16 protein-coding genes are annotated in these 17,625 nt (G+C 71.0%); 14 read left to right on the top strand and 2 right to left on the bottom strand.

Annotated features, from left to right (window positions below; genetic code table 11):
- The first annotated feature begins 17 nt into the window (after nt 1-17).
- A complete protein-coding gene (locus KAK03_RS01640; RefSeq protein ID WP_210851421.1) occupies nt 18-2,120 on the top strand; it encodes a glycosyltransferase family A protein in 2,103 nt (700 codons plus the stop codon).
- Between the two features lie 38 nt (nt 2,121-2,158).
- On the opposite strand, the gene KAK03_RS01635 is transcribed toward KAK03_RS01640, so the two are convergent.
- A complete protein-coding gene (locus KAK03_RS01635; protein ID WP_247660861.1) occupies nt 2,159-2,707 on the bottom strand; it encodes a Uma2 family endonuclease in 549 nt (182 codons plus the stop codon).
- Nucleotides 2,708-2,857: 150 nt separating this feature from the next.
- On the opposite strand from KAK03_RS01635, the gene KAK03_RS01630 reads away from it, so the two are divergent.
- From KAK03_RS01630 to KAK03_RS01570, 13 genes are all read left to right on the top strand, one after another.
- On the top strand, nt 2,858-4,276 hold the full coding sequence (locus KAK03_RS01630) for an MBL fold metallo-hydrolase RNA specificity domain-containing protein (protein ID WP_210851417.1): 1,419 nt from the start codon (nt 2,858-2,860) through the stop codon (nt 4,274-4,276).
- Nucleotides 4,277-4,376: 100 nt separating this feature from the next.
- On the top strand, nt 4,377-4,553 hold the full coding sequence (locus KAK03_RS01625; protein ID WP_210851415.1) for a hypothetical protein: 177 nt from the start codon (nt 4,377-4,379) through the stop codon (nt 4,551-4,553).
- 80 nt (nt 4,554-4,633) lie between these two features.
- Nucleotides 4,634-4,939 (top strand): hypothetical protein, encoded by a 306-nt coding sequence (locus KAK03_RS01620; protein ID WP_210851413.1) that lies wholly within the window; start codon nt 4,634-4,636, stop codon nt 4,937-4,939.
- Between the two features lie 38 nt (nt 4,940-4,977).
- Complete coding sequence (locus KAK03_RS01615) at nt 4,978-5,598, top strand: hypothetical protein (RefSeq protein ID WP_210851411.1); 621 nt, start codon at nt 4,978-4,980, stop codon at nt 5,596-5,598.
- Between the two features lie 228 nt (nt 5,599-5,826).
- Nucleotides 5,827-7,647: a DUF1800 domain-containing protein gene (locus KAK03_RS01610; RefSeq protein ID WP_310738435.1), complete on the top strand. Its 1,821-nt coding sequence runs from the start codon at nt 5,827-5,829 to the stop codon at nt 7,645-7,647.
- Between the two features lie 5 nt (nt 7,648-7,652).
- Complete coding sequence (locus tag KAK03_RS01605) at nt 7,653-9,161, top strand: DUF1501 domain-containing protein (protein ID WP_210851408.1); 1,509 nt, start codon at nt 7,653-7,655, stop codon at nt 9,159-9,161.
- Nucleotides 9,162-9,196: 35 nt separating this feature from the next.
- Nucleotides 9,197-9,736: a dTDP-4-dehydrorhamnose 3,5-epimerase gene (gene rfbC, locus KAK03_RS01600; RefSeq protein WP_210851406.1), complete on the top strand. Its 540-nt coding sequence runs from the start codon at nt 9,197-9,199 to the stop codon at nt 9,734-9,736.
- Between the two features lie 61 nt (nt 9,737-9,797).
- Entirely contained in the window at nt 9,798-11,246 is a 1,449-nt protein-coding gene (locus tag KAK03_RS01595; RefSeq protein ID WP_210851404.1) for a mannose-1-phosphate guanylyltransferase/mannose-6-phosphate isomerase, read from the top strand.
- Nucleotides 11,247-11,383: 137 nt separating this feature from the next.
- The gene (locus KAK03_RS01590; protein WP_210851402.1) at nt 11,384-12,505 is read left to right on the top strand and encodes a UDP-galactopyranose/dTDP-fucopyranose mutase family protein; all 1,122 of its coding nucleotides are present in this window, start codon (nt 11,384-11,386) and stop codon (nt 12,503-12,505) included.
- Nucleotides 12,506-12,664: 159 nt separating this feature from the next.
- Nucleotides 12,665-13,045, top strand: a complete 381-nt coding sequence (locus tag KAK03_RS01585; RefSeq protein WP_210851400.1) for a hypothetical protein — start codon at nt 12,665-12,667, stop codon at nt 13,043-13,045.
- A gap of 190 nt (nt 13,046-13,235) precedes the next feature.
- On the top strand, nt 13,236-13,967 hold the full coding sequence (locus KAK03_RS25305) for a CatB-related O-acetyltransferase (protein WP_210851398.1): 732 nt from the start codon (nt 13,236-13,238) through the stop codon (nt 13,965-13,967).
- A gap of 47 nt (nt 13,968-14,014) precedes the next feature.
- Nucleotides 14,015-14,806 (top strand): sulfotransferase family 2 domain-containing protein, encoded by a 792-nt coding sequence (locus KAK03_RS01575; RefSeq protein WP_210851396.1) that lies wholly within the window; start codon nt 14,015-14,017, stop codon nt 14,804-14,806.
- Nucleotides 14,803-16,062 (top strand): hypothetical protein, encoded by a 1,260-nt coding sequence (locus KAK03_RS01570; RefSeq protein WP_210851394.1) that lies wholly within the window; start codon nt 14,803-14,805, stop codon nt 16,060-16,062. Before KAK03_RS01575 ends, KAK03_RS01570 begins: the two co-directional genes overlap by 4 nt.
- Here KAK03_RS01570 and KAK03_RS01565 read toward each other — a convergent pair whose 3' ends face one another.
- Nucleotides 16,063-17,385, bottom strand: coding sequence for a hypothetical protein (locus KAK03_RS01565; RefSeq protein ID WP_210851392.1), 1,323 nt, complete (start codon nt 17,383-17,385; stop codon nt 16,063-16,065).
- Between the last annotated feature and the right edge of the window lie 240 nt (nt 17,386-17,625).

Genomic DNA, 17,625 nt, shown 5'->3' with positions numbered 1-17,625 from the left:
AGCAAGGCTGGGACGCAATGGCAGAGCAACAGGTGGTGGGCATCGACAGGGTGCGGCAAACATGGCGCGACCAGGGCGTGGACGCCGCCGAGACGCTGTACCTGACCCGCCCCATGCAAGAGGCCCCGCCCACCCGCTGGTGGATGCTGGGCTGTGAACTGGCCGCCGCCCGCGCCGATCTGCCGGCGGTGCTGCTGCGCTGGCAAAGCGGCTGGACCCAGGCGGCGCAGCAGCCGGCCCTGCGCCAGGCGCTGGTGGAATGGCTCTTCACAGCGCCCTGGGACGCCGAGCTGGCCCCGCTGTGGCAACTGGTCAGTGAAGACACCCCCGGCAAGCCGGCCTGGCGCAAGGAACAGGTGCAGCGCGGCGTGGCGCTGCGCCGCCCCACCGGCGCCCGTGCGCTGATGGCGCGGGTGGACCAGGTCGACAACACCGGCAATTGGTGGGCGCATGTGCTGGCCCTGTGGGGCGGTGAAGGCGACGAGGCCTTTGTGGCCACCTGGATGCGTCACTTGGACAGCCGCTGGCTGACGGCCGGCGATGCGCACAGCAATTTCATTCCCGACCCGGGCGCCTTCAGCCGCCTGGAGCACTGGGTGCAGGGCGGTCATGCGGGTGTCATCGCGGCCTGGCGCGAACGGGTGCCTGCCGGGGCCTGGGCCGACTGGCTGGAACAGGCCGAGCGGGTGGCGCATTGGCGTGCGGGCAGTGGCCTGTGGTCGGCATGGCTGATCTGGCCGGACTCGGTGTTGGACGCCTGGCCCAAGGCCATCCAGCGCCAGGCGCTGGCACGCCTGGCGCTGCAGGCCGAACAGGCCCAGGTGCTGCGCCAGCCCTGGCTGGAGACCATGGAGCAGGCGCTGTCGCGGCACTGGCCCCGTCAGGCGGCGCAGCGCACCACGGCGCAGATCGAGCTGAACTGGTTGCTGGACAACGATGTGGACGGCGCGCACCTGCTGGATTGGCTGGAAGCCCGGGCGCCGTTGGAGGAGCTGCGCTCGTGGTGGTCGGCGCGCGCGCTGCGCGAGTGCCTGCGCCATCCGGGCGGCCTGCAGCGCTGGTTTGACTGGTGCGAACGCTATGGCGCCCCCGAGCTGGCGCCGGGCGTGGAGGGCCACGACGCCCTGGCCGCCCTGTGCCTGTCAGGCCGCGAGGCGCAGGCCGAGGCGCTGCTGGCCGGCTGGCGCGACAGCCTGGCCGCTTCGGGCTCGGCCAGCGACCGGGCCTGGCTGGCGGTCAGCCAGATCACGCTGGCCATCCACCAGCAGCAAACCACCCGCGCCTGGCAGACGCTGAACGACTGGTGGCAGACCCTGGGCCTGGCCCCACTGGCCACGGGCACCACGTTTTCGCCGCAGGCCCTGCTGGACGCGGCCCTCGCCACGTCCTGGCCCGCCGCCCAGCCCTGGCCGCTGCCGATGCCGGTGACCGCCGTGCTGCTGTGGCCCGGCATGGGCAACCCCGTCCCGGGCGCCGAGGACGACGCACGCCTGACACTGCGCAGCCTGCTGATGCAGGACGCGCCCGACCTGCAGATCCTGGTGGTGACCGACCGCCCGCTGACCGACGCCGATCTGCCGCCGGGCAGCCGGGCCGTCCAGGAAGTACGCGTGGACCCCGACCTGGAGGTGTCCGGCCGCACCGACGAGGCCATCGACTCGGTCACCACGCCGTGGATGATCTGGGCCACCCCGGGTTGTGTGTGGCACCCGCAGGCCGTGCGGGCGCGCCAGCACCACCTGGCGCAGCACCCGCAGGCCGCAGCCAGCATGGCGCTGCAACTGGCGATCACCGAGGGCGGCGACATCACCGTGCTGGAGCGCCGCTCCGGCCTGCCCGCCGGCCAGGACGGCTACATGCTGCGCACCGACCTGGCCCGGGGCCTGAACCCGGTCACGCCCGGATACCCCGACGGCTGGGCCGTGATCCGCGAACGCATCGAACGCCAGCTGGGCAGCCTGGGCCGCGAGGTCTGGCACGGCCCGATGGGCCTGCAGGTGGTCAGCACCGGCCCCGCCGCCGCAAGCAGCATGCACCGCGGCCTGCGCGCACGCCATCGCCGGGCCCTGCTGAGGCTGGTGGGGGTGCCGCAGACAGAGGATCTGGTGGGCGTGGACTGACTGGGGCGGAATGACGGGGGTGGGCGGGCCCTGGTGGGTCAGTCCACCTGCTCGAACAGCCGCTGTGCGCTGAGGCTCAGGTCCACGCTGGCCAGCGACAGTGCCTGGCCGGGCTCGGTGGGGTGCAGCACCCACAGGCCGTCAGGGCCTTTGCGGTAGAGGTCGCAGCGGCGGGTGTCCAGGTCGATCAGCAGGTACTCGGCCAGGCTGGGCAGTTGGCGGTAATGGGCGAACTTGTCGCCGCGATCGAAGGCGGCGGTGCTGGGCGACAGCACCTCCACCACCAGACAGGGGTGCTGCTTGAGCAGGCGGCTGTCGTGGTCGCGCGGGTCGCAGGTGACCATCACGTCGGGGTAGAAAACGCTGCGCGCGGCATCGACGCGCAGCTTCATGTCACTCATGTAGACGCGGCAGGGGCTGTCGCGCAGGTGTTCGCGCAGGGCGATGTAGACATTGCCGGCCACCATGACATGCCGGTCTTCGGCACCGGTCATGGCGAAGATCTCGCCGTCCACCAGCTGGCTGCGCTCGGTCTGGGTATGGTCCCAGGCGAGGTAGGCGTCGATCTCGAGGCGGTCGCGTTGCAAGGCGTGTCCCATGGGCAGGTCGCTGGTCGTGAATGATAGGCCGCCATGCTCAATGAAGCGGTGGCGTTCTTCACTCCCTCTTCAGGGGGATCGCCCCGCCCCGCGGCCTGCGCCAGACTGGCCTGCACTCATCACTGGCAGCAGGGCGGCATGCAGATCTTCCACCACGGCGCCACGCGCGGCGTCACCGGCTCGTGTCATCAGCTGCAGGCGGCGTGTGGCCGCTCGGTGCTGGTGGACTGCGGGCTGTTCCAGGGGGCGGAAACCTCGTCCGATGGCCGGGCCGGCGCGGGTCGGCTGGACGTGGGCTTTGCGCTGCAGGGCATGCAGGCGCTGGTGCTCACGCATGTCCACATTGACCACGTCGGGCGGGTGCCGCAGCTGGTGGCGGCGGGCTTTGACGGGCCCATCCTGTGCAGCCAGGCCTCGGCCGAGCTGCTGCCGCTGGTGCTGGAAGACGCCATGGAAATCGGCTTTGCGGCCGAGCGCCACCTGGTGGCGCCGCTGCTGGCGCGGCTGCGCCAGCGCCTGGTGCCGCTGCATTACGGCCAGTGGCACACGCTGTGGGACGACGAGCGCGGCCATCTGATGCTGCGGCTGCAGCCGGCCGGCCACATCCTGGGCTCGGCCTTCGTCGAGCTGGACCTGCGCGAGGCCGGCAGCACGCCGCAGCGCATCGTCTTCTCGGGCGACCTGGGCGCCACCGACACCCCGCTGCTGCCCGACCCTGCGCTGCCGCGCGGTGGCGCCGACGTGCTGGTGCTGGAGAGCACCTACGGCAACCGCCTGCACGACGACCGGCGCCAGCGCCGCCTGCGGCTGCAGGCCGTGATCGAACGCGCGCTGGCCAACCGCGGCACGGTGCTGATCCCGGCCTTCAGCATCGGTCGCACGCAGGAACTGCTCTACGAGCTGGAAGACATCATCCACAGCCAGCGCCGGCAGCCGGCGGCGCCCGGCCTGGCCTGGGGCGATCTGACCGTGGTGGTTGACTCGCCGCTGGCCGCCGACTTCACCCGCGGCTACGGCCGCCTGAAGGCCTACTGGGACGATGAAGCGCGGGCCCAGTTGGCGGCGGGGCGGCACCCGCTGGATTTCTCGCAACTGCAGACGGTAGGCCCGCACGACCAGCACCTGCAGGTGGTGAGCCACCTGGCGCGCAGCGGCGAGCCGGCCATCGTCATCGCGGCCAGCGGCATGTGCGCGGGCGGGCGCATCGTGAACTACCTGAAGGCGCTGCTGCCCGACGCCCGCCACGACGTGCTGCTGTGCGGCTACCAGGCGGTGGGCACGCCGGGGCGGCGCCTGCAGGAACAGGCCGGCCGCCCGCCCGACCCCAGCGCCAGCGTCGACCTGGACGGCCAGACCGTGCCCATCCGCGCCCATGTGCACCTGCTGGGCGGCTACTCTGCCCACGCCGACCAGGCCGGTCTGCTGGCCTGGGTGGCCGGTCTGCCCCGGCCGCCGCGGCAGTTGCGCCTGGTGCATGGCGACGCCACCGCCAAGGCCATGCTGGCCGGCCTGCTGCGCCAGCGCTACCCAGGCACCGAGGTCCTGATTCCCGGCTAGCGTGAGAAAGTTGGTAGAAACCCCTAGGCTTAGGGGGCGACCATCGCCCACTCCATCCCTATGCTGCATTGCAACAACCCTCGCATTGAAAGGACCTGCAATGAAGCGCTTCCCATGGGGCCAGCTGCCGGTGCTGCTGACGGGTCTGGTCATGATGCACAGCAGCATGGCAGCCGATGGAGCCCTCCCCGACACCTCCGACCTGGACACCCTGCTGGCCGGCCTGGCCGCGGGCGTGCTGGCGCTGGGGCTGATGGTGCGGCGGCTCAAGCGCTGAGCGGCGGGGGTTCAAACCGCGGCACCAGCCGTCAAAGGCACCGCGTGACGATGCACGGGTGCGGGGCGTAGACTCGCGCCATGGTCAACAAAGGACTCCCCAAGACCGCACGCGCGCGTAATGTGGCCCGCGCCAAGCGCATGACCAGCGGTCAGGAGGCTCCGCGCGGAAAGTGGTTGGACATGCTGGGCTCGTCGAAGTCGAGCAAGCCCGATCGAAGCGAAGCGTCGGTTGCCAGCGTGGCTGTGGCTGGTGTGGAGGTTCGCGTGAAGGCCAAGCGCACCGCCCCATCACGCGGTCGCCGACACCTGGTGCTTGCGCCAGCCATCCGTTCCCGCCGTGTCGATCCCGATGACCTGGACGCTGCAGTACTGAGCGTGGTTTAGCGGTGGGACGGCTTCGGTCGGAGGTCTTCGACCGTTCTGTGTTTGTGAATTGCCCGTTTGACGCGGCATACCTGCCGCTGCTCCACGCCTGCCTGTTCACCATCCACGACTGCGGCTTCGTGGCCAGGTCAGCGCTGGAGGCCAACGGCTCTGGCGAGACCCGGTTGGCCAAGATCGTCCGCATCATTGGCGAGTCACGCTTCTCGATCCACGATATTTGCCGCGTGGAGTGGTCGGCCGAGCAGAGCCTGCCGCGTTTCAACATGCCCTTCGAGTGCGGTCTGGCCGTGGGGGCCAGCAGGTTTGGTTCGACCCGCCGCGGACAACGAGACTTCCTGCTGCTGGCGGCTGAGCGGTTTCAGGACAAGCAGACGCTGAGCGATCTGGCCGGCCAGGATGCTTCGTACCACGACCACCAGCCGGCACTGCTGATCAAGGCCGTCAGAAAGTTCCTGGCGGCCAAAACCAAGGAGTTGTGGCCTGAAGCGCACCGTCCGCGTGGTGATGCGGACATCAGCCAGCGTCTTCGGCGATTTGAAGCCGACCTTCCGGCCATGGCGGCGCGGGTCAGCATCACGATCGACGAAATGAGATCGCTGGACTATGTGCCTGAGTGGCTTGAGCTGGCCACCCGTTGGCAATGGCTGAACGTCCGCTGAATCCGCTTGCGCCAGTACCGGCTTGACCGGCGGTTCTGTGCATTCCACCACCCCCCGCCGCTCAAGGCCCCCGCCCACCTGCCGAAGTACCCGGTCTGATGCGCGTCTCGTTCCGGAGGCGCGCCCGGATGGTGGGTGGCAGCAATGCGGCAGACGAATCGGCGCGGTGGCGCCAGGCGGGGACCGTGGTCCCGGCGGTGGCAAGGGTGGGTAGGGGCCAGCGCGCTGGTGCTGCTGGCAGGCTGCGGCGGAGGTGACCCGGCGGCCACCGACACCTCGGCCGAAGCGGCCCAGGCGGCCGACACCACCGGCCAGGTCAGCACCAGCCAGGGCGGCACCAGCCAGACCGGCACGGCCAGCACCACCACCGGCACCGTCAGCACCTTCGAGGTGGCGCAGGCCACCACCCCGGCCACGCCCACCACCCGGGCCGATGCCTTCCGGCTGCTGACCCAGGCCAGCTTCGGGCCCACCGAGGCAGAGATCCAGCGCGTCATGGCCATCGGCCCGGCGGCCTGGATCGATGCCCAGATGGCGCTGGCGCCGCAAGGCTCGCACCTGTCGCGCTGGCTGGCCGATGACGCCGCGGTGCGCGCGCGCAACCCCAGCCTGTCGGCGGGGGCGGCGTCGGTGAGTTCCTCGTTCCACCAGCAGGCGCTGTTCGGCGCGGACCAGCTGCGCCAGCGGGTGGCCTTTGCGCTGTCCGAGATCATGGTGGTCTCCACCAACGACCTGTCGGGCCGCAAGGCGGTGTCGGCGGCCTCGTACCTGGACATGCTGCGCGCCAACGCGCTGGGCAACTACCGCCAGCTGATCGAGCAGGTGGCGCTGCACCCAGCGATGGGCATGTACCTGTCGCACCTGCGCAACCGCAAGGCCGACCCGGTGGGTGGCCGCGAGCCCGACCAGAACTTCGCCCGCGAGCTGATGCAGCTGTTCAGCATCGGCCTGGTGGCGCTGAACCCCGACGGCACGCCGCGTCTGGTGGGCGGGCTGCCGGTGGAGAACTACGGCCCGGCCGACGTGGAGGGCCTGTCGCAGGTGATGACCGGCTTCTCCTGGGCCGGCCCCGACACCAGCACCGCGCGCTTCGCCACGCCCTTCCTGGCCGCGGGCGACGCCGTGTGGCGCCCGATGCAGGGCTACCCGGCCTTCCACGAAACCCAGGCCAAGAGCTTCCTGGGCACCACGGTGGCGGCGCAAGCCACGGCGCAGCCCTCGCTGAGCCTGCGGGTGGCGCTGGACACGCTGGCCAACCACGCATCGGTGGGACCGTTCATCGGCCGCCAGCTGATCCAGCGCCTGGTGACCAGCCAGCCCAGCCCGGCCTATGTGGCACGCATCTCGGCGGTGTGGGCGAACAACGGCGCCGGGGTGCGCGGTGACCTGCGCGCCGTGGTGCGCGCCATCCTGCTGGACCCGGAAGCGCGCAGCGCCACCACCGCCGCCAGCCCCGGCTTCGGCAAGCTGCGCGAGCCGGTGCTGCGCCAGACCGCGCTGCTGCGCGCGCTGGGGCCGAAGTCCGACTCGGGCCAGGTGCTGATGGAGGTGGACGACGACCCCGCCAGCGGCCTTGGCCAGACGCCGCTGCGCTCGCCCACGGTGTTCAACTTCTTCCGCCCCGGCCATGTGCCGCTGGAAGGCCAGGCCGGCGCGCTGGGCATGACCGTGCCCGAATGGCAGACCACCACCGAGGTCAGCGTGGCCGGCTACGTGAACCACGTGGCCAAACTGGTCACCCTGGGCGTGGGCACCCACAACCGCACCAGCCTGGGCACCCGCCCCGACCTGCACCCCGACCTGAGCGGCCTGCTGCCACTGGCCGACTCGCCCACCCAACTGGTGGAGGCCACCACCGCGCGCCTGCTGGGCCCGACGGCGCCGGCGGCGCTGAAGACCCTGGTCGTGCAGGGCGTCAACGGCATCGCCGTGCCCGTGCTGAAGGCCGATGGCAGCAACCGCGCCAAGGTCAATGACGCCCGGCTGCGTCGAGTCCAGGCCGCGGTGCTGATCACCGCCGCCAGCCCCGAATTCATCGTCCAGAGGTGAGCCCTGTGAGCACTTCCCTGTCCCGCCGCGCCTGGTTGCGCCAGGCCGCCCTGTACACCGCCAGCCCGATGGCGCTGAACCTGCTGGCGATGCAGCAGGCCGCCGCGGCCAGCACCAGCGGCTACAAGGCCCTGGTCTGCGTGTTCCTGTTCGGCGGCAACGACGCCTGCAACACCGTGCTGCCGCTGGACGCCGCGTCCTGGGCCGCCTATGAGGCCGCCCGCGGCGGCGGCAGCGACCCGGTGGCCCTGGCCGCGCCGGGCACGCCGGCCCGGCCCGGGGCGTCCTCGGTGAACGCGCGCCTGGGCGGCGTGCTGCCGCTGGAGCCGGTGACCGCGCTGCCGGGCGGCCGCCAGATGGCGCTGCACCCGGTGCTGGGCACGGTGCGCGACCTGTTCGCGGCACGCCGGCTGGCCGTGGTGTCCAACGTGGGTGCGCTGTCGCAGCCACTGACCAAGGCCGACTGGACCGCCGGCCGCGGCAGCCGGCCCGGGCGGCTGTTCTCGCACAACGACCAGCAGGCCTACTGGCAGTCCTTCGGCAACGAGGGCAGCACCCAGGGCTGGGGCGGCGCCTTCGCGGCGCGCGCCGGGGCCTCGAACACCCACCCGGGGCTGGCGGCCATTGGCGTCAACGGCAGCGCGGTGTGGACCAGCGTGGCCGGCCTGCCGGGCGGCCAGATCGCCGGCACCGGCCCGGTGCGCCTGGGCGGCGCGGGCGAGACGCTGCTGGGCAGCGCCGCCACGCGCCAGGCGCTGCTGGCCGTGGCCAGCCGCCAGCGTGGCAACGGGGTGCTCGAAGGCGACCTGGCGGCGCTGACCCAGCGCTCGGTGAACAGCGAGGCGCTGCTCTCGGCCGCGCTGCCGGGCCTGGCAGCCGGCCCCTGGAGCAGCGCGGGCGCCAAGACCCAGGCCGCCGACCCGCTGCTGCAGTGCACCGATCCGCTGAGCGGCACCGCCGCCTTCAACCCGCTGGCTGGCCAGCTGCAGGCGGTGGCCCGGGTGATCGCGGCGCGCAGCGCGCTGGGCATGGGGCGGCAGGTGTTCTTCGTCAGCCTCAGCGGCTGGGACACCCACGACGACCAGCCCTCGCGCCATGCGCGGCTGCTGGCGCAGCTGTCGCACGGCCTGGGCTATTTCGACCGCACGCTGGCGCAGATGGGCGTGGACCAGTCGGTCACCACCTTCACCGCCAGCGATTTCGGGCGCAGCTTCGTCAGCAACGGCGACGGCACCGACCACGGCTGGGGCGGCCACCACTTCGTGATGGGCGGCGCGGTGCGCGGCGGCGAGCTCTACGGCAGCCTGCCCACCTATGGCCCGGCGCTGGGCAATGGCGAGTTCGACAGCACCGACCAGATCCAGCGCGGCGCGCTGCTGCCCAGCACCGGTCTGGCCAGCTACGCCGCCACGCTGGGGCGCTGGTTCGGCCTGAGCGACAGCGAGCTGCTGGCCCTGCTGCCGGCGCTGGGCAACTGGCCCACCACCGCGCGCCGACTCGCTTTCTTGGGGTGAGCCGCGCCAGGCAATCAGGCGATACTGCGCGGGCCATGCACGTTGAACCCACCGCCATTGACGGCGTCCTGATCTTCACGCCCAAGCGCTTCGGCGACGACCGGGGCTTCTTCATGGAGAGCTTCAACCAGCGCGTCTTCGACGAGGCGGTGGGCCAGCCCACGGCCTTCGTGCAGGACAACCACTCGCGCTCGGCCAAGGGCGTGCTGCGCGGTCTGCACTTCCAGAACGCGCCGCATGCCCAGGGCAAGCTGGTGCGGGTGGCGGCCGGCGCGGTGTTCGACGTGGCGGTGGACATCCGCCCCGGCAGCACCAGTTTCGGCCGCTGGGTGGGGCTGGAGCTGAGCGCCGACAACCAGCGCCAGCTGTGGATCCCGCCCGGTCTGGCGCATGGCTTTCTGGTGCTCAGCGACAGCGCCGATTTCCTCTACAAGACCACCGACTACTACGCCCCGCAGGCCGAGGGCGCAATCCGCTGGGACGACCCCGACCTGGCGATCGCCTGGCCCGACGTGGGCATGGCGCCGCTGCTGTCGCCCAAGGACGCCGCAGCCCCGCGCCTGAACCCGACCTGACCCCTGGCGGGCGCGGATCCTGCGTCTGTCTTCCATCTCCTTCATTGACCGAGACCCTGCAATGACTGACAAGACCTCCGTCGTTCCCGTGATCATGGCCGGCGGCAGCGGCACCCGGCTGTGGCCGCTGTCGCGCGCCGGCTTCCCCAAGCAGTTCCTGGTGCTGTCGGGCGACAGCAGCCTGTTCCAGCAGGCCGCGCAGCGCCTGGCCGACCTGGCCGGCCCCGACCTGGCGGTGCAGCCGCTGGTGGTGGTGGGCAATGCCGAGCACCGCTTCCTGACGCTGGAACAGCTGCGCGAGATCCGCCAGGAACCCGCCGCCGTGCTGCTGGAGCCGGCCGGCCGCAACACCGCGCCGGCCCTCACTCTGGCTGCGCTGCAGGCCCGCGCAGACGGCGCCGACCCGGTGATGGTGGTCACCCCTGCCGACCAGACGGTGGCCGATGGCGCCGCGTTCAATGCCGCGCTGCGCCAGGCCGTGGCCCAGGCGGCGCAGGGCAGCATCGTGATCCTGGGCGTCACGCCCGACAAGCCCGAGACCGGCTACGGCTACATCCGCGCCGAGGCCGGCAGCGGCAGCCCCGCCAAGGTGGCGCGCTTCGTCGAGAAGCCCGACGCCGCCACCGCCGCAGGCTACCTGGCCGAGGGCGGCTACACCTGGAACTCGGGCATGTTCGTGCTGCGCGCCTCGGTGTGGCTGGCCGCGCTGGCCCAGTTCCGCCCCGACATCCTGCGCGCCTGCGAAGCCGCCTGGGCTGGCCGCCAGGCCGACGGCCGCTTCGTGCGCCCGGACAAGGCCGCCTTCGAGGCCGTGCCCTCCGAATCGGTGGACTACGCGGTGATGGAGCGCTGCCCGGGCAGCGCCTTCGACATCCGCGTGGTGCCGCTGGCCGCCGGCTGGAACGACCTGGGCGCCTGGGATGCCGTGTGGCAGGTGGGTGCGCAGGACGAGGCCGGCAACGTGGCCGCCGGCGACGTGATGCTGCACGACACCGAGCGCACCCTGGTGCACGCCAGCAGCCGCCTGGTGACCACCGTGGGCGTGCGCGACCTGGTGGTGGTGGAGACCTCCGACTCGGTGATGGTGGCCGACCGCAGCCGCAGCCAGGACGTCAAGCACATCGTCAACCGCCTGGCCGCCGGCGGCCGCAGCGAGCAGCTGCTGCACCGCAAGGTGCACCGCCCCTGGGGCTGGTACGACAGCATCGACATGGGCGCGCGCTTCCAGGTCAAGCGCATCATGGTCAAGCCGGGCGCCTCGCTCAGCCTGCAGATGCACCACCACCGCGCCGAGCACTGGATCGTGGTCAGCGGCACCGCCGAGATCACCAATGGCGACAAGACCCTGCTGCTGACCGAGAACCAGTCCACCTACATCCCGCTGGGCCAGGTGCACCGGCTGGCCAACCCGGGCAAGGTGGATCTGGAAATCGTCGAAGTGCAGTCGGGCAGCTACCTGGGCGAGGACGACATCGTCCGCTTCGAAGACACCTACGGCCGCACCAGCTGACAGGCGCTGACCCGGCCTGGCCCTGCCCGGCCTGCCCCGCCCGCGGGGTGCGGAAAAGCAGGCGCGGACGGGCGCTTTTGGGCTGAACCGGCCGCCGCCGCCGCCGTGATCATGGCTGCTCCGGACGGAGAGCACCCATGAGCGAATCGATGCACATCGGCATGGCCGGCGCGGGCCTGTCCTGCGCGGTCATTGCCCGCGAACTGGCCGAGCGCGGCCACCGCATCACGATCCACGAGACCCGGCCCCATGTGGCCGGCAACTGCCACACCGAGCGCGACGCGGGCTCGGGCGTGATGGTGCATGTCTACGGGCCGCACATCTTCCACACCGACGACGAGGAGGTGTGGACGCTGGTGAACCGCTACATGGACTTCAAGCCCTACGTGAACCGGGTCAAGGCCACGGCGCGCGGGCAGGTGTTCTCGCTGCCGATCAACCTGCACACGATCAACCAGTTCTTCGGCAAGACCTTCTCGCCCAGCGAGGCGCGCGCCTTCATCGAGAGCCAGGCCGACACCACGATCACCGACCCGCAGAGCTTTGAAGAGCAGGCGCTGCGCTTCATCGGCCGCGAGCTGTACGAGGCCTTCTTCAAGGGCTACACGCTCAAGCAGTGGGAGGTCGATCCGAAGCGCCTGCCGGCCTCCATCCTCAAGCGCCTGCCGGTGCGCTTCAACTACAACGACAACTACTTCGCGCACCGCTTCCAGGGCATGCCGGCCGAGGGCTACACCGTGATGGTCCAGCGCATGCTGGACCACCCGAACATCATCGTGCACCTGGGCAGCGCGCTGCGGCCGGCCGATGTGGGCCAGTACGACCATGTCTTCTGGTCGGGTCCGCTGGACGCCTTCTACGGCCATGCCGAGGGCCGCCTGCCCTACCGCACGCTCGACTTCGAGCGCTTCGAGGGCGAGGGCGACGTGCAGGGCTGCGCGGTGATGAACTACAACGATGTCGAGGTGCCCTACACCCGCATCACCGAGCACAAACACTTCGCCCCCTGGGAGGAGCATGCGCGCTCGGTCTGCTACCGCGAGTTCAGCCGCCGCTGCGGCGAGAACGACATCCCCTACTACCCGGTGCACCTGACCGAGGGCGACCAGCTGCTGCAGGCCTACCAGGCCCGCGCCGCGCGCGAGCAGGGCGTCACCTTCGTGGGGCGCCTGGGCACCTACCGCTACATGGACATGGACGTGACCATCCGCGCCGCGCTGGACGCGGTGCGCGCCTTTATCAACGCGCGCACCGCCTGAGAGCGTGCAAATGTCCCGGCCCGGGCCGCGCGCACTGTGCAAAGCCCCCAGTTTGTGCACCTGTGCGTCCAATGATTGGTCGCATAATTCACCGCGTGCAGTGGCAGGCTCGTCGTCCCGCCTGCACCCTTCGAAAGCTGACACAAGGAAAGTATCGACATGGGTATCAAGGAACTGGCCGCCAAAGTCGCCGCCGCTCACCCCGAGATCGCCGCGCCGCAGATCAACAAGGTGCTGCGCACCGCGCTGACCGCCCTGTCCGAAGAACTCGGCAGCGCCCCCGATGGCGCGGTCAAGATGGCACCGCTGGGCAACTTCCAGGTGGTGACCAAGCCCGCCAAGGGCGAGGAAGGTGGCGAAGCCAAGCGCCGCGTCGTGCTGAAGCTGGCCAAGGCCAAGGACGCCGAAGCCAAGGCCGAGCGCGCCGCCGGCAAGAAGACCGTGGGCCCCGAGCGCATCGCTGCGCGCGCCGAGAAGAAGGCCGCCCGCCAGGCCGGCAAGGGCGCCAAGCAGGCCACCAAGGCCGCCAAGCCGGCCTGATCGAGCCAGGCCGCCTCGTCGGCCTGATCGACCTGCCCTGCCCGGGCTGGTTGGCCCTGACGGCCCGCATCAGTTCGATCGGGCCCTGATGGCCCGCATCAACATGATCGGGCCTTGATGGCCCGAGTGCCCCGCGCTCGGGCCTTGTGCTTTCTCGACGGCCCGGCCGTCGTCTCATTGCCGTCCGCGCATGCCGATCAAACTCACCTCGGGACTCATCGACAAGATGGCCGCTCGCGGCGTGTCGACCCTGCTGTCCCCCGGCGCGACGCTGCCGGACAACGTGGTCTTCGAGCCGCCCTGCAGCCTGAAGTGGATGCAGGTGGCGCACTCGCTGCACCTGGGCGCCTTCAGCTACGCGGTCAGCGGCTTCTACTTCGGTTGCCGCATCGGCCGCTACTGCTCCTTCGGCGAGAACGTGCAGATCGGCCGCCATCCGCACCCGATGCACTGGTTCAGCACCTCGCCGTTCTTCTACCAGGACTTCAAGAGCGTGCTGGACATGCCGCCGCCCGACGGCCACACGATGCAGCCGGGCAAGGACTTCCCGCGCACCGCGCCGCCGGTGACCGCCAAGCTCACCACCATCGGCAACGATGTCTGGATCGGCCACGGCGCCTTCATCCTGCCGGGCGTGACGATCGGCGACGGCGCGGTGATCGCGGCGATGTCGGTGGTCACCAAGGACGTGCCGCCCTACGCGGTGGTGGCCGGCAGCCCGGCGGTGGTCAAGAAGTACCGCTTCCGCGACAAGCGGGTCGAGCGCATGCTGCGCACCCGCTGGTGGGAGTTCGCGCCCTGGGACCTCAAGGGCGCGCCGGTCGACCAGTTCCCGGCCTTCCTCGACTTCGTCGAACAGCTGCGTGCCGATGGCAAGCAGACCTACCAGCCCGAAAAGATCCAGCTGTCCTCGCTGACCTGATCGGCCTCTCTGCCGCGCGGCCCTGTCGGCCGCCGGCCCGGTGATCCATGCGCGTCGTCTTTCTCCACATTCCCAAGACCGCCGGCCAGTCGGTGCATGCCGCCCTGGAGGCGGCGTTCGAACCCTCGGTGATCTGCCCGGCCCGGGTCAACGACCAGCTGCGGCCGATGAGCATTGCCGAGCTGAACCGCTACCAGGTGTTCTCGGGCCACTTCGACTGGTGCCTGCTGGACTGCCTGAAGGGGCCCAGCTACCGCTTCACGATCCTGCGCGATCCGATGGAGCGCATCCTGTCGTTCTACTTCTTCCTGCGCAAGCAGGGCGAGGCGCTGTCGCCGCAGGAACGCGCCAAGCCGCAGCACACCGGCATGCGTGCCGCGGCCGAGATGTCGCCCGACGAGTACTTCCTCGCCGGGCCGCCGCATCTGCGCAACTTCCTGAACGACCACTACGACAACTTCTACACCTACTACTTCGCCGGCCGCACCTACCGCGGACGCACCGGCCTGATCGGGCTGCAGAACCGCGGCCTGATCAGCCGCACCCAGCTGATGGACATGGCCCGCGCCAACCTGGCCGAGCTGGACCGGGTGTTCACGGTGGACGAGATGCCCGCCGTGTTCCAGACCATCCGCGACCTGGCCATGCCCGGGCGCAGCGTGCCCGAGCGCGAGTTCCGCAACAACGTCAACGACGGCCTGCCGGTGGCCTCGCGCGTGCAGCGCCTGCGCGAGCTGGGCGCCTCGGACGAGACCATGGCCTGCATCGCCTCCTGGTGCGAGATGGACAACGAGCTCTACGCGCTCTACCGCCAGCGCGTGGGCAGCCCCGCCGCATGACCCCCACCCGGCGCCCGCTGGCCCTGGCTGTCAGCCTGGCGCTGTGCGGCGCTGCTGCAGCGCAGGAGCGCCAAGGCGCCACGCTGCCGCTGTTCGGGCCGGGCAACTACCAGCGCCTGGCCACCTCGGACGTCTGGCGCTCGTGGAACGGCGGCCCGACCGACGCGATCCTGCGCCCGGGCCTGAAGCTGATGTTCTTCGGTGAGCTGGAGGGCTGCCCCAGTGGCACCGAGGCGCCGCAGGGCGGGCCGCTGCAGGAGTCCTTTGACGGCGCCCGCTGGCGCCAGCTGGCCGAGCTGACCGGCCTGCCGCCAGGCCGCCAGGGCCAGCGCCACCGCTGGGCGCCGGCGCCGGACCCTCGGCTGTGCCGCGGCAGTGCGGCGGATGATGCGCCGGGCGAGCTGGCCTTCGCGCAGCTCAACACCGACCCCGACGAGGGCGGCCTGGGGCTGTACAGCGTCAGCGGCCCGCAGACCCGCTTCAAGGCCTACGGCCCCGGCGGCCAGGGCCGCACCGGCGCGAACGCCGACATCCAGGGCAGCTTCGTGCACTTCCGCCAGGCCTGGAACGGGCCGGACCCGTTCCGCCCCTGGGCCGGCGGCCCCGAATCCACGCTGCAGCTGCGCTCGCGCCAGGGCGTGGCCCAGGTGCAGGCCGGCTCGGCACGCACGCCCGAAGGCGAGGTGCAGGTCAAGCAGCAGCTGGGGATGACCGTCATCAACCCGCGCTGCCTGCGCGAGAACCGCCCCGGCCAGCGGCGCCTGTGCCAGATCCAGTACCTGTTCAACACCGCGGTCTACCGCAGTGGCGTGAATGACTGGTCGCGCGTGGCCTGGTTCCAGCAGGCCTCGGTGATGGGGGACCCGGCCCAGGGCGCGATGCCGGTGGTGCATGGTCCGGTGGGCGAAGCGGGCCGCGTGGCGGTGGACGCCGGCAGCCAGCTGCCGCTGTACCGCTCGGAGGGCGCGGCGTCACAGCACCAGCCCTTCGCCGATCGGCTGTTCGACCTGCGGGTGCGCTTTCGCGACCTGCTGGCGGCGCAGCGGGTGATTGTCGGGCGGCAGCTGCGGCGCGCGCCCGAGAACCTGCGCGCCGAGGAGCTGGAGGCCGAGTTCGGCCCCGACTGGAACCGCCCCGAGGCCTGGGTGCTGCTGGATGTGAACGTCGGCCAGGAGGCCTACAACCGCGGCAGCCGCGAGACCGCCGCGATCGGTGGCCAGCTGCGGCTGCTGGAGATCAGCAGCCTGCCGCGCTGATCAGGACTGCGGCGCCACGTAGAGCTGCTTGAGGTTGCCGCCGATGCTGACGGTGCGCTGCTGCGACTCGGGGTTGTAGATCTCCTGACCCACGGCCGTGCTGAGCAGCGCCCAGGCGCTCGGATCGTTCCAGCGCGTGCCCCAGTCGGCGGCGAGCAGGTCGTCGCTGACATCGGCCGGCGCCACGCCGGCCTTGCGGCCCGAGATCACCCGCAGCACGTTCTGCAGCTGGGTGAAGCTGATGCGCAGGTCGAAGGTCTTGCCGCTGAAACTGCCGTGCTGCGTGGCGTCGCCCTTCGAGCTGAACAGCGCCAGGCCGCTGGTGCCGTCCACCACGGTCTGGCCCGAGGCCTTGACCGGGCCGTCGATCACCGGCACGCCGCCCTGCGCCGGGTCGAACCAGACGCTGCCCTCCTGGAACCAGCCGACGCTGGACCAGTCGCTCACGCCGTAGCGGTAGATCGCGGTGTTGAACAGGTACTGCAGCTGGCACGGCCGCTTGGCGCTGAAGCCCTCGGCCATGCACTGGGTGTTGATGAAGCTGACATCGATCTGCTGCTTGGCCTGGATGGTCTGGCCGGTCACGTCGACACCCAGGTCGGCGGCGCCCACGCCCAGCGTGGCCACCACCCGCGCGGCGGCCTGCTGCGCGGTGGACTTCAGGCCCACCCAGGGCTTGATCGCCGAGCTGCTGCTCCAGTTCTGCCGGAAGGCCGAGAAGGTGCCGATGATGTGGGCGTTGCTGCCCTTGCCGTCCTGACCATCGGCGCCATAGGCGTCGACCAGGCCGTTGCTGCCGTCGCTGCGCGGACCGGCATGCGTGTACATGGCCAGGCCGCCGGTGGTGTCGGTGGGGTTCAGGTAGGTCATCGACGGGCCGCTGAGCACCTTGGAGGCGCTGTTGCAGCCGCTGGACTGGCCGGAGGGGGCCCAGCGCCACAGCGTCGAGGCGCTGCTGCTGATCGCTGCCGCCGCGGCCGCCACGCCCAGGTCGCGCGCCTCGCCGTCGCCGACCGGGCCGTCACGCGTCGTGGGGCAGCCGCTGGCCTTGCCGAAGAACGTGACCTTCAGGCCGGCCGACAGCAGCTTGCTGCTGCTCGCCGGGTTCCAGGCCGCATAGGTGCTGCCGCCGGTGGCGCCCTTCAGGCCGGTGTCGGTGGCCAGCGTGGCGCCCACCTTGAAGTGGAACACGCCGGTGCCGCTGGACAACGCGTCGATCGTGGTGGTGCCGCCGCCGCCCTGCGGCTGGTCGACATTGCCGCCGGTGTCGGTGCTGCTGCCTCCGCCACCGCCGCCGCCGCAGGCGCTGAGGGCTGCGGCCATGGCCAACAGACTGAGGGCATGAAGGGGGCGGGCCGGCAGGGCACCGCGGACAGGAGTGACGGAGACAGACATCGCGAAACCTCGGCTGGTGGCGCGCGGCGCGTGCTGCGCGGCGCATGGCCTGGGTTTCGGAGGGCTGGGCTTCGCCGTTGAGGCGTGTGTGGGGGACCTTTCTGGCGCTGTTGCCGCTCAAGTTCGCAGCGCTGCCGCCGATCACGACAACAGCAGCAGCGACTGAAT

Origin of the sequence: Ideonella alba, assembly GCF_018069845.1 — a bacterium.
GTDB lineage: Bacteria > Pseudomonadota > Gammaproteobacteria > Burkholderiales > Burkholderiaceae_C > Ideonella > Ideonella alba.
The sequence above is the reverse complement of the archived record's forward strand: the minus strand, read 5'-3'. Positions and strand labels throughout refer to the sequence as shown.